We start from the raw sequence: 11,857 nt of genomic DNA, 5'->3' as shown, positions 1-11,857 counted from the left end.
AAAGGTGATCTTTGTCACATATTAAAGTGCAATGAGTGTAACGTTATCATAATAAGAGTGATGTCACACAAATTATGGATTGGTGGGATCCACCAATCCACAATCGTGCTTAGGTAAGTCTAGGTTAAGAGATGAGGTGTGTAAGCCAAATTGAAAATGCGAACATTGATGGCGCTAGAATAGAAGTAATGACACCACATATAACCAATGCTAATGAACTAAAAGCAGCGTCTCGCGGGTCTTTCTCCGCACTTGTCGCGGTCCCAAGTGCGTGTGATACCGTCCCCATCGTTAAACCTTTGGCGATTGGGTGGGTGACACCAAAGATGTTGTAAATTGGGTATGCCATTATGGCGCCAAATAGTCCGACAAGGAGTACTAAGATAGCCGCAATAGAGGGCTCTCCGCCCAAGTGACTGGAGACTTCCATAGCAATTGGTGTGGTTACAGATTTACCAAGTAAACTCGCAATTAGGTCCATATCTGCACCTAGCAAGACTGCGATGATTGATGCTGTAAACATTGAGGCAATACTACCTACACCACAAGCAAGCGCGATGATACGCCAGTTTTGACGAATCTGGGGAAGTTGTTCATAAAGTGGGTAAGCCAGCGCGACTACGGCAGGTTGCAGTAAATAACTGATCCATTCGTTATCGGCGTAATAGGTATCAAACGATACGTCGAACCAGACTAGAACGGGGATCAATATTGCGATACTAATGAGTAGTGGGTTGAAGATCGGGTTTTTCACTTTCATTGCAACGAAGCGTGCGAAGAAAAATACCGCAACGGTAATAGGAAGCCACATATTATTTGTCTCCCTTTTTTAAGAAGCGATCGAGAAATACCGAAAGCGCGATCAATACGATAAAAGACCCACCAACGGCACTTGCCAAAATAGGTAGGGCATTCTCTACTAACATTTCAAAATGGTTCATTAATCCCACACTGATAGGCACGAACAGCAGGATCATATAACGAATAAACACGTGAGCACCTGGCTGAACGATGGAGGCAGGTATGGCGCCAGTGGCTAGTGCAGTGAATAGGATGAGCATTCCGAAAACACTGCCAGGGATTGAAACACCTAACAAGCTTTGAATCGCATTGCCTAGCCATAGAGAAAAGAAAATGACAGCAAAAGACAGTAAATAGCGAAGCACGGTTTTGAGCATGGCTTCCTCTTAGTGATGAATAGTATCGCAAAACATGTCGCAGCCACACAGGTAAAGAGTCGGTGGCTGCTTTTTAACTACGAGGATGGAGCAGTTAAGAAACGAGACGCTCCACGTAGCGGTAGACGGATTTTAGTATGGCGAGCTTCTTCTCGTCAGACTCATGTTCGTGAACTAAGTTTTCCATATTTAGCATGTAGTCTTCAATACGACTTTCGAAAAATTCACGACAATGATTTGCCCACTTCTGCTGCTCAGCCTCATCAAGGGTCCACGCAAAATGGCGGGCTCGGTATCTAAACAACAGAGGTTCAATTCGAGAGTCGCTAAAACTAATGTCTAATGCGGATAGATTGTTCGGGTCGGTATCTCGAATAATATCCATCGCACTGCGATCTGCAGGTGTAAAGAAACCACTGTAGAGCTGAGTATCAACGTCATCATCGTTTTCAAACTCTCTTTCAATGCCATATAGCCCAATTAGCTTTTCTCGTATTTCTGGGTTCTGCTTGATGAGGGCAAGATTCTTCAAACATTGTTCTCTATCGATGCCGATCACACCTGCATTTTCTGCGGTTAGCGTTTTAGCTGGAGCAAGAATAGGGCATTTGTTTAGATGAATAAGTTTAAGTGGAACGGGCAGTTCACCTTCTGCTAGATCATCGTGTCTAGTGTAGAGCCTTTTGTGAAGTGCTTCGACATCTAAATCGAGTAACGGCTGAGGATCTTTGGCGAGATCGGCAACAATCACGGCATTTTGGTTTGTTGGGTGCCATGCAATTGGTACTACCCAGCTCGTGTATTGGCACTCTTTACCGAGCATTCCAGACACGTGCATAAGTGGCGTCATATTGACGATATCCACGAGCTCATTGAGTTTGCGTTTGGTTCGCATTGAATAAAAGTAGTCGAACAGCTTAGGTTGTGCTGCTTTAACTTTCTTAGCAAGCTCGATGGTTGCAATGACGTCTGCCATCGCATCGTGTGCGTTTTCGTGCTCAATACCATTCGCGACAGAAAGGTGTTCTAACTTGAAACTGGTAAAGCCTTCCTCGTTTTCAGGCCACTCAATACCTTCAGGGCGAAGAGCATGGCAGGCTCTCATTACATCGAGCAAGTCCCAGCGTGAATTGCCATTTTGCCAGCTCCATGCATATGGGTCGATGAAGTTGCGATAGCAGGTATATCGAGTGACTTCATCGTCGAAGCGAATACTGTTATAGCCAAGACTTGTGGTATTTGGCGCCGCTAATTGCTCATGGATCTTCGCGATAAATTCAGGTTCTGGAAGCCCTTTTTCCTGACAAAGTTGAGGTGTGATTCCGGTAATCAGCGCTGCTTCTGGCGAAGGCAGATAATCAGCAGGTGGCTGGCAATAAATGACTAAAGGGTCGCCAATGATATTGAAGTCAGCATCTGTCCTAACGCCCGCAAATTGACAAGGTCTGTCTTTCGCTGGGCTAACACCCCAAGTCTCGTAATCAAAGAAGAAAAAAGTGGGTTGGTGTCGGGACATTCGAAGTGCTTCCTTAAGTCGTAAAGTCAGCCGTGTAATCAAGGCTTTCCAGTAATCTCTTATTAGACCATTGCTGCTATTACAAGGCAATGAACAAACAAAAATACCCCGACACACGCTGCTTTAATCGCCAAACCACCATCAAATTCGAATAAAGATACAATACGGCGATTTGTTTACTATATTGAAAAGAAAATGCCGAGGTAGATCGCATGGTTAGAGTGCCATTTATCATCGCTTGCGTATCCTTGCTTTTTTGGTTGCGGCGACAAAGACGTTAAGTCAAATTTAACAGAAGAGATGTTGGTTGTGACAGGCTTACAGCCTGGCGCGGGGCTTTTACACCTAGCAAACGGTACAAGTGAGTTTGAGAACCATAGCCTAAAGGTTTCTATTGAATCAAAACCAAGTGGCAAGCTGGCTATTAAATCTGTAATTAATAATCACGTAGATGCGGATGTCATCTTAGCCGCTGATATTGCTTACCTGGCTCATCAACATTTGCTACCTAGTTATCGCGTTGTTGCAACTGTGTTTGACTCTGACAACGCCAACGGAATTGCTAGCCTCGAACCCTTCTTAGATATTTCAAATATCGAAAATAAAGTCCTTTGTACTCAATACTTATCTGCCCTGCATTTTTTCGGACAGACCCTTGTCGAGCGAAGTGGAGCTAAAAACGTTAGTTTCGAATTTGTAAATGTTGCAGAACTAAACGAACGGCTCATCGATGGAGATTGTGATTACATTACTACTCGTGAACCTTTCATTACCGACCTAGCAGCAAAACGGGATGGGGCGGCATATGTGAAGTACTTCCCTGGTACTTACCTTCAGTATGAACTTGTACTAGTACACAACCGTGTACCAGATGAAGTCGTGACCCGATTTTTAGAGGCATTGATTAGGGCGGAGTCTGTTATTGAAGAGCGATCAGACTATGCGCAAGCCGTACTCATAGAAAACCTGAAAACCGATCCTAAGCAACTTGAGAAACTTCTTGAGGAGAGTGTTCTTTCTGTATCTCTATATCAGCCGTTGGTGACGCTTTTTAATCGAGAACTTGTGTGGCTCAAATCTCATGGTTTGTATGAAGAAGCTATTGTAAACACACGTGACATGTTGCGCCCAGAACCTCTCCGAGATGCAGCTCCTTTGAGGCAAACGATAATCGACTATGAAAATTAGCATTAAACAAATACTGACGCTTTTTGTTGTCATCGTGGCTGGTTTCATGGTCGCGATGTTTTATCTGTCAGAGAAACAAGATGATGTAAAAGATGCGGTGCTCAAACTCGATGAAAAAGCGTTTAAAATTGGGCAACAGGCATCGCAGTTGAACGTAATCGTCGCTGATTACAACTTATACCGTTCGCCAACATCACTTGTTCAATGGTCAGCGACTTTAGATAAAATCGAACGTCAGTCGGTCCATCTTCTCAATATCACACACCTTGAGGAGAAAGTGCTGGCGAAACGACTGGACACGGATATATCTCGAATAAGAATGCAGTTTGAGTTACTGCGAGATGCGACGATTGACACGGATATTCAATGGATAACGATTAATCTCAATACGTACAGTCAAAACTTAATAACACAGTTACATAACTTGAGCCATGAAGCGAGGCAGATTGCGTCACAAGACCTATCTAAGCTTTCTTACTATCAGTATATCGTCGTGACCATTACCGCAGTGTTCTCGATTGTGTTACTGGTCATTTTATATAGTGCTTTAATACTGCCTTTAAAGGCTGTGAAGTCTGAGCTAAAAAGAATTGGTGAGTGTTATGATCAATACGATCATCACTCATTTAAGAAATCACGTATCAACGAATGGCACGAGTTGACGCTTGATTTAGAGGAAATGTATCAGCAACTAAAAACAACAACGGTTAGTAAAAAGGCTCTCTTAGACGAAGTAGAAATGAGAAAGGAGGCCGAAGGTAATGCAAACTTGCAAGCTAGGACTGACTTTCTTACCGGGCTACCTAATCGAAGAAGTTTTTTTGAGCACTTTGAAGCCCTGTTGGAGCGACGAAATAAGCGAGCGTTCCTATTGTTTTTGGACATCGATAATTTTAAATCTTACAACGATAACCTAGGTCACATTGCCGGTGATGCGATTCTCAATAAGGTGAGCGCTGCTGTCTCAGAAGTAATTAGTGTCAATGATAAAGTTGCCAGACTCGGCGGTGATGAGTTTGCTATTTTGCATTTTGCGGACTCTGACGAAGGGGCACATGAGTTTGCTCGCTCGTTGCAACTAAAGATTCGAATGCCTATCGATTTGGGATCTACCCAATTACGCATCGATTGCTCAATAGGCATAGCCTGTTTCCCCGATGATAGCCTTGAGTTAAAACAGCTTCTATCTTGCGCTGACACGGCTATGTACTTTGCTAAGCGAAACCCTGTGACAACGTCCGGAATTCAACGCTTTACTCGTGAAATTGGAACGGAAAGCAAGACCAACTTTAATTTGTACCAGCAATTGAGAAAGTCAGTAGAACAGAAAGACTTTGAAGTATGGTTTCAGCCTCAGATTGATATGACAACATTATCGGTAAGTGGCTTTGAAGCGTTGCTCCGTTGGAAAAAAGCTGACGGCAGCTATGTTAGTCCTAGTGAGTTCGTTCCTATGTTAGAGCGGACCGTCGATATAGTGAGAGTTGGGGAGTTAGTGTTTGAAAAGAGTATTGCGTTTCAGAGAAAGCTAGCAGCTCTTGGAATGGATCACTACGTATCAGTGAACATCTCAGCGGTTCAACTGGAACGGTCAGATTTTGTTGATTATCTACGAGCGCTGATCATAAATCAGGGGTTAGAAGCGAGTAAGTTCCCTTTAGAGCTTACTGAAACCGCCATATTTCAAAATAAGTCCGCTACTTTAAATTCTCTCAATAAACTTAATGAGCTGGGCTTCTCCTTACAACTGGATGATTTTGGAACCGGTAATGCATCGTTGGACCTTCTGAAGAACTTTCCATTCTCCATTGTAAAAATAGACAAGTCTTTTACTCGGGAGGCACTAAACAAACCGGAAACCCGTGCGGTTGTCAAAGCTATCACTGGATTATCAAAAGACTTAAACTTCGATGTGATTATTGAAGGCGTTGAGACAGCCAAACAGCAAGCTCTGGCAAGAGAGTTCGGGATAAAGTTTGCTCAAGGCTATTTCTATGCGCAAGCCATGCCAATGGATGAGGCGATCGAATGGCGTGAAAATTATCAGCAGTATTCGGCAGCCTTATAGCATCAATTTTCTCTAAAATAGACATTTAGACGTCTAGAAATTGACAAGTCTGGACGATCTCTTTAGTCTGCACGCCTTCCTGTTATCCACACTGCTGTTCAAATGTTAGAAAACAATAAAAACCATCAATCTGTTTCGCCATCTATAGTCGCACTGTTGCCTTTAGCGCTGTTCCTACTCCTATTTATTGGAGTAGGTAGTTACCTTACGTATCAAGGTGTCGATTTTGCGTTTTATCAACTGCCAGCTCCAATCGCAGCGTTACCTGCAGTTGTGTTGGCGGTTCTATTAAGTAAAGAGAAACTGAATAAAGCCATCGAACAGTTCTTGCGTGGTGTGGGTCATCAAGACATCGTTGCCATGTGTATGATCTACTTGCTTGCCGGTGCATTTGCAGCAGTCGCAAAAGCATCAGGTGGCGTTGATGCGACGGTCAACTTGGGACTTTCCTCAATCCCAACCAGTATGATTCTTCCTGGCATCTTTTTGATTTCGGCGTTCATTGCTACGGCAATGGGCACATCAATGGGAACAATTGCTGCTGTCGCGCCTGTCGCATTGGGTATTGCTCAGTCAGCAGGAATGAGCATTCCTATCACCGCAGGTGTTGTGCTTAGTGGCGCAATGTTTGGTGATAACTTATCGATCATTTCAGATACAACGATTGCTGCAACTCGCTCTCAAGGTTGCGAGATGAAAGACAAGTTCAAAGAGAATGTACGAATTGCGATTCCTGCTGCACTGGTTGCTATTGTGATTTTTGCTTTTAACAGCTCAGCGACACAGTTGCCGGAAACGGGTCCTATCGAATGGTTTAAAGTCATGCCTTATCTTGCCATTCTTGTTTTGGCTGTTTCGGGTTTGAACGTGTTTGTCGTGTTGACAGTCGGAATTTTGCTAGCAGGTTTAGTTAGCCTTACATCAGTCGCAGATTATGAACTAACTAACTTTGGTCAGGATATATACGCGGGTTTCGGAAACATGCAGGAAATCTTTTTGCTCTCGATGCTCATCGGTGGTTTGAGCGAGCTGATGCGTCAGCAGGGTGGTTTGGCTTACTTAACCAAGTTAGTGAGCAAGATGATTCGCACCTTTGGTTCCAATCATGATAAAACTTCGACTCGTCGAGCGAGTCAATTTGGTATCGCTGGTCTGGTTTCAATGGTAAACCTATGTACTGCTAACAACACGGTCGCGATTATCGTATCAGGTAGCGTGGCAAAAGAGGTCGCAGATGAATATCAGGTAGCGCCACGTCGTTCCGCCAGCCTTCTAGATATTTACTCCTGTGTAATTCAGGGCATCTTACCTTATGGTGCTCAAGTGCTGTTGTTAGGCTCAGTATTTGAGTTGTCACCTTTTGAGGTTGTTGGTCATTCCTACTACTGCTTTGCATTAGCCATAACCGCCGTTTTAGCCATCATGATTAAGCAGCAGAGTGGGACTCAATCAGCAGTAGAGAGCGCTGATGCCTAACTTCGATTAGGTTTGTTGGGCGATGTTCAAGCCTACTGCATATGTTTGATTGCTTTGGATTAGTATTAATGTTACTTACTATCTACATCAATTTAATGTACTTAAATTGGGTGATAGTACGTAAGAACGGATGGTGTCCATTTGTTTGCAATGAGGAAGTAGTATGTCAGAACTGAAAATCATAAAAGCGGATTACTCAGCAGTACCAGAACTGTGCGCGATGTTTCTAGATGCTTATGCCGACAACGAGGCGATGCAAGCCGCATTAAGACAAGATGACGTTGCAGACTTTGCCCACGATTGCTACTGGCGCTGGGCAGTAGGCGAGTGGGGTTTGGGCGGCGGTGAAGTATACACGACGCCAGAAAGAGATGGTTGCGTTATTATGCGCGCACCTGGTCAACACCAGCCAGATGTGATGCAAAAAATGGAAATCCTATCTATTGTGACTAGAATGATGGGCTCTAATCGAATCGAGATTGCTAAAGAAGTCTGTGAACAGATGCTCGCGGTTCCACCATTGCAAGACTGCTACTGGTTGTGGGGCTTAGGCGTATCGCCAAAAGCAGGCGGGAAAGGTCTAGCGAGTGCGTTAATTAAGACGGTGACTGACCAAGCTGATGCCGCAGGTAAGCCGACTTATGTAGTCGCTTCCAGTGAAAAAGTCGTGAAGACGTTCGAGCGTCGTGGCTTTGAAGTGCTTTCGAAGAGTGAGAACTTCCCGTACTGGTTCATGCTGCGCCCTGCACAAGGTTAATCCTATCATCGAAAAAACGCGCTAGAGCATGCTCTAGCGCGTTTTTTATAGCTCGTTTTCGATGTTGATTGCTCGATACAACTTATCAAATACTTTGCTTGCGCCACCATAGTTTGGTTCTTTGTTTTTAAGCTGGTTTCCTCGACGCCATTCTAGTTTACCATCGTCATTTCTTTCGACGTTCCAATACAAACTCTTGTCTCCAAGCAGATAGTGTTGCAATTGCTGAGCAAACGCTTCACTTTCGATCATAATGCCGAACTCGAGATTCAAGAAGTCTGAGCGTGGGTCAAAGTTAGATGAACCGATATAGCTCAACTTACCATCTAGAATAAATGCCTTGTTATGGTAGTGCCCCTTCCGGGTATTCACATTCTTCAAGTGTATCGCGTGAGTATCGTATTCGTAGATGCTCACGCCTTTATCAAGAAGCTCATCTCTGTGTTTTTCATAGTATGCTGGCACAAAACCTGAATCATTTGATGCCATCGAGTTAGTCACTAGCGTTATGTCTGCGTCGTGGTTTGCAAAGTCAGTGACAACTTTAAAACCGTCTTCATTTGGCAGCATGTAAGGCGTCGAAATCACCAGCTCCTTTTTCGCGCTCGGGTAGCGGTATACGAAATGCTCGATACGATGACGAAAGTAGGGCATTGAGTCATGCAGCTTTTCCGCTGAGTCAAAAACCGGTGTCAGCTTGGCTGAGATATAGCTTGGCTCTTGTAATGCTCTGACTCTACTTTCAATATCTCCGATTACGTCCTGTTTACTCTTGGTCACCTTTTCAAAGGTGCGGTGAAACGATTGCAATGGCTTTTTATCTTTAAACTCGATAAGAAACTCGATATCTGTGGTGTAGTAAGCGATCCAATGTTCTTCGAAGTTTCTTTCGAAATCCTCAGTAACCTCGCCTTGAACTAGTATGTCTAGGTCGAAAAAGTTGTTTTTAGGCTTGTAACTGAAGTAATCGTCACCAATATTTCGTCCTCCAAGTACCAGTGTTTCACCATCGATGTTCATGTATTTTTCGTGCAAGCGATGGTCGAGGTCTTTTTGATGTTTTTGAAAATCGAAGGCTCGCGTCAACCAACCCGCTTTTCGCGAATTAAATGGATTAAAGATCTGGATGTCCAAGTTTTCGTGCGTTGCCGCAGATGCCAGCCACTTTTCATTGAAAACGAGCAAATCGTCTAGAATGATTCTAACCTTTACGCCGCGATCGGCGGCTAATACCAGTTCGTTTAAAAATAGAAGACCCGTCGTGTCTTTATTCCAAGAGAAATATTCGATGTCGATACTGGTTTTCGCGTTGCGGACCAGTTCTATACGTCTAGCGATAGCTTCTGGCGCACTTTCAACCAAAGCGACTTGGCCTTTGACGGTCTTAAATTCCCAATCATTTTGGAACTGCTCAGATACCTCTGGCTGGGGGGCCGCACAGCCCGCTAGGGCGAGTAATGTGAGGGTAATAAACGCGAGTTTCGATTTGAAAAGTGGCATGGTTCAATACCTATATTAAGGTTGAATCCATTCAACGTTCGATGAATTATTGGATGTCAGTCCACTTTCTAGGGACCTTTAGTGATGGTTTTTTGACCTGTTTAGGTGGCTCGATGTCACCAACCGCTTCTTTATCACAAGGCTCTGCGCTGCGCTGAACTATGTAGAATCGAGTGTCCCCGCTTTGATATGTGCAGTACCTAAGCTTGTCTTTGATATACCAATCTTTTAAAGGTGCATGGATACGCCAGGCGGCATCGCTGCCAGCGTAGACCGACAAAGGAAATCCAATCGCCAAAATAATGAAGAGTTTTGTATAAAATTGAGTATTCATTTTGGGTCGGATAACCCCGCTTTAGCGGGGCTACAGCTATATATCGATTATTTGTACTCGATAACTTTTGCTACATACTCAACCATGTCTGAGTTACCAACCATATTTTGGTAAAAATCAACAGAGAAGTATTTTGGTGCATCGCGCTCAATGTGTTTCGCGATGTTTTTTGATAGCTGGTTAGGGTTCATTGCGCTGTAAACGTGAAACTTTTTAGTTTGCTCAAGGCCCATTTCTTTTGCTTCTTCACGGGTGATATAAACTTCTTTGAAGTCTTGTGCTAGCGTGCCTGTATATGTCACATATTCAAAATTTGGTGTTTCATCAGTAACGACATACATATCTACAGTGCTGTCAATTTGTTGAAGTTGACTCATTTGGTGGTTGATAATATCTAGGTTAGTTTCGTGAGATTGGTGTGGCTGAGCAAATGCAGTTGCAGAAACGGCAGCGATCATTGCAGGGATTAGTAGTTTTTTCATGTTGTCCTCTCGAAGGGGTGTGTTGTTTCGTTGGAGAGGATATTAACGGTAGAGAATTGAAACGTTTAATCGCGTTTGAAGGATAGAACCCTCTAATGAGGGCTCTTAACTGTCTTGCGAAATCCTAATTAGACTTTCCATATTTTTCGAGTGCCTCTTTGTTAACCTTCTCTACATAAGACACAAGAGTACTAACGATTTCCGAATGTAAAGTTCGAAGGTGTTTAGAGTGTGGTGAACAAACAGCCATCGGAACTCTAAACTTTTCTTTCATCACAGAGAGTTCAACTTCTACGAGGTCGTCAGCATTATAGTCAGTATAAGTTACCAATCTAGGAAGTAATCCCCAACCGACGTTGTCGCGAACCAACTCCAGCGCTAGTGATAATTGATCGACCACTTCATAATCTGATGAAGATATGGTTTTATTTTCCATATTATCTTCAATCATACTTTTGATGACGATTTGCTTTTGAGATTTTAGCGACGACCAGCGCTGTTCCTCCGGCAATTTGAGGACCTCATGGTCTTTTGACACGAAAACACTAAAGGTAATGTTGTTGACCAGAGTAGAGTCTATGCTACTCATGAGAGAGCGGTCGTCTATATTTATGAGCCCAAATTGTATCGTGTCTTCTTTTATTCCTTCTAAAATGTCGATCCGGTTGCGAATGATAAAGTTGACCTTCATATTTGGGTGCAACTCGAGCAATTTTCTGCGGACGTGACTTATTGCGCGCGGAGGAAGAAAACTGTTGTAAGCAATTGTTATCGATTCCAGTTCGCCGTAGGACAAGCTCAGAGCGAGCATATCAAAAGAGCGGGCTTGCTCAATGACTTGTTTGGCATATCTATAAAGAAGCGTCGCATCTTCTGTTGGTTGCGCAGTTCTTCCCACTCGTTCAAAGAGTTCAACCGCCAACTCATCTTCTAAGTTACTGATTACTTGTCCAATTGTGGTTCTGTGCTTGTCGAGCGCCTGAGCTGCTTTGCTGAACGATCCCTGTTCGTACACCGCAACGAAACTCTGTAGTTGTTCAATGCTGAAGTTCATATACATCTCAATCTAGTTGTTGTGCCGGTGGAGATTAGCATCTGAATCAAGAGAATAGATGTGTAAACCACCGATAATATTGTAATTGTTTGTTTCAGTATAGATGTGAGGGTTGGGTCCTTCAAACGCGATTAATTGAATATTCAAATCTGGTTAATAATTCTCCTCGTTGAGACAGCAAGCCCAGAAAATTTAGCACGCAGTTTAGTTATCTTTTTGTGCCTCTGGTATTAAGCCGCTCAACCGTTCCCGTGAAAACAAGGAGTTACACACGCAATCTGAATACTGGCGACGGTTTATAGAC

The 11,857-nt window shown here is 43.6% G+C and carries 11 protein-coding genes; 4 read left to right on the top strand and 7 right to left on the bottom strand.

Going from position 1 to position 11,857, the window contains the following annotated elements; genetic code table 11:
• Nucleotides 1-124: 124 nt before the first annotated feature.
• From AC6I8Y_RS08660 to sbcB, 3 genes are all read right to left on the bottom strand, one after another.
• Nucleotides 125-811: an LrgB family protein gene (locus tag AC6I8Y_RS08660; protein WP_252014555.1), complete on the bottom strand. Its 687-nt coding sequence runs from the start codon at nt 809-811 to the stop codon at nt 125-127.
• 1 nt (nt 812) lies between these two features.
• Entirely contained in the window at nt 813-1,178 is a 366-nt protein-coding gene (locus tag AC6I8Y_RS08655) for a CidA/LrgA family protein (RefSeq protein ID WP_394154474.1), read from the bottom strand.
• Nucleotides 1,179-1,272: 94 nt separating this feature from the next.
• Nucleotides 1,273-2,694: an exodeoxyribonuclease I gene (sbcB, locus tag AC6I8Y_RS08650; protein WP_498019917.1), complete on the bottom strand. Its 1,422-nt coding sequence runs from the start codon at nt 2,692-2,694 to the stop codon at nt 1,273-1,275.
• 300 nt (nt 2,695-2,994) lie between these two features.
• Between sbcB and AC6I8Y_RS08645 the strand changes: the two genes are divergently transcribed.
• The 4 genes from AC6I8Y_RS08645 to AC6I8Y_RS08630 all read left to right on the top strand — a co-directional run bounded on the left by AC6I8Y_RS08645 (nt 2,995) and on the right by AC6I8Y_RS08630 (nt 8,183).
• Nucleotides 2,995-3,882: an ABC transporter substrate-binding protein gene (locus AC6I8Y_RS08645; protein ID WP_498019916.1), complete on the top strand. Its 888-nt coding sequence runs from the start codon at nt 2,995-2,997 to the stop codon at nt 3,880-3,882.
• The gene (locus tag AC6I8Y_RS08640; RefSeq protein ID WP_394154479.1) at nt 3,872-5,950 is read left to right on the top strand and encodes a putative bifunctional diguanylate cyclase/phosphodiesterase; all 2,079 of its coding nucleotides are present in this window, start codon (nt 3,872-3,874) and stop codon (nt 5,948-5,950) included. Before AC6I8Y_RS08645 ends, AC6I8Y_RS08640 begins: the two co-directional genes overlap by 11 nt.
• 102 nt (nt 5,951-6,052) lie before the next feature.
• Nucleotides 6,053-7,426: a Na+/H+ antiporter NhaC family protein gene (locus tag AC6I8Y_RS08635; RefSeq protein WP_498019915.1), complete on the top strand. Its 1,374-nt coding sequence runs from the start codon at nt 6,053-6,055 to the stop codon at nt 7,424-7,426.
• Between the two features lie 163 nt (nt 7,427-7,589).
• Nucleotides 7,590-8,183, top strand: coding sequence for a GNAT family N-acetyltransferase (locus AC6I8Y_RS08630; RefSeq protein WP_394154483.1), 594 nt, complete (start codon nt 7,590-7,592; stop codon nt 8,181-8,183).
• Nucleotides 8,184-8,228: 45 nt separating this feature from the next.
• Here the strand turns inward: AC6I8Y_RS08630 and AC6I8Y_RS08625 are convergent, their stop codons facing one another.
• The 4 genes from AC6I8Y_RS08625 to AC6I8Y_RS08610 form a co-directional block, all read right to left on the bottom strand.
• Nucleotides 8,229-9,683 carry a phospholipase D-like domain-containing protein gene (locus AC6I8Y_RS08625; protein WP_498019914.1) on the bottom strand — a complete coding sequence of 485 codons (1,455 nt, stop codon included), beginning with the start codon at nt 9,681-9,683 and terminating at the stop codon, nt 8,229-8,231.
• A gap of 46 nt (nt 9,684-9,729) precedes the next feature.
• The gene (locus AC6I8Y_RS08620) at nt 9,730-10,017 is read right to left on the bottom strand and encodes a hypothetical protein (protein ID WP_498019913.1); all 288 of its coding nucleotides are present in this window, start codon (nt 10,015-10,017) and stop codon (nt 9,730-9,732) included.
• Nucleotides 10,018-10,064: 47 nt separating this feature from the next.
• Nucleotides 10,065-10,499: a hypothetical protein gene (locus AC6I8Y_RS08615; RefSeq protein WP_128649714.1), complete on the bottom strand. Its 435-nt coding sequence runs from the start codon at nt 10,497-10,499 to the stop codon at nt 10,065-10,067.
• 124 nt (nt 10,500-10,623) lie between these two features.
• On the bottom strand, nt 10,624-11,553 hold the full coding sequence (locus tag AC6I8Y_RS08610; RefSeq protein ID WP_394154489.1) for a LysR family transcriptional regulator: 930 nt from the start codon (nt 11,551-11,553) through the stop codon (nt 10,624-10,626).
• Nucleotides 11,554-11,857: the final 304 nt, after the last annotated feature.

Source organism: Vibrio sp. KUL78, from assembly GCF_059725505.1.
This window is presented reverse-complemented; position numbering and strand designations above follow the sequence as displayed.

What these genes read in the sequence shown, in the direction of transcription:
- AC6I8Y_RS08625 (WP_498019914.1), bottom strand. Translation starts at nt 9,683, where the DNA reads ATGCCACTTTTCAAATCGAAACTCGCGTTTATTACCCTCACATTACTC.
- AC6I8Y_RS08645 (WP_498019916.1), top strand. Translation starts at nt 2,995, where the DNA reads ATGTTGGTTGTGACAGGCTTACAGCCTGGCGCGGGGCTTTTACACCTA.
- AC6I8Y_RS08660 (WP_252014555.1), bottom strand. Translation starts at nt 811, where the DNA reads ATGTGGCTTCCTATTACCGTTGCGGTATTTTTCTTCGCACGCTTCGTT.
- AC6I8Y_RS08655 (WP_394154474.1), bottom strand. Translation starts at nt 1,178, where the DNA reads ATGCTCAAAACCGTGCTTCGCTATTTACTGTCTTTTGCTGTCATTTTC.
- AC6I8Y_RS08640 (WP_394154479.1), top strand. Translation starts at nt 3,872, where the DNA reads ATGAAAATTAGCATTAAACAAATACTGACGCTTTTTGTTGTCATCGTG.
- AC6I8Y_RS08630 (WP_394154483.1), top strand. Translation starts at nt 7,590, where the DNA reads ATGTCAGAACTGAAAATCATAAAAGCGGATTACTCAGCAGTACCAGAA.
- AC6I8Y_RS08635 (WP_498019915.1), top strand. Translation starts at nt 6,053, where the DNA reads ATGTTAGAAAACAATAAAAACCATCAATCTGTTTCGCCATCTATAGTC.
- AC6I8Y_RS08615 (WP_128649714.1), bottom strand. Translation starts at nt 10,499, where the DNA reads ATGAAAAAACTACTAATCCCTGCAATGATCGCTGCCGTTTCTGCAACT.
- AC6I8Y_RS08610 (WP_394154489.1), bottom strand. Translation starts at nt 11,553, where the DNA reads ATGAACTTCAGCATTGAACAACTACAGAGTTTCGTTGCGGTGTACGAA.
- sbcB (WP_498019917.1), bottom strand. Translation starts at nt 2,694, where the DNA reads ATGTCCCGACACCAACCCACTTTTTTCTTCTTTGATTACGAGACTTGG.
- AC6I8Y_RS08620 (WP_498019913.1), bottom strand. Translation starts at nt 10,017, where the DNA reads ATGAATACTCAATTTTATACAAAACTCTTCATTATTTTGGCGATTGGA.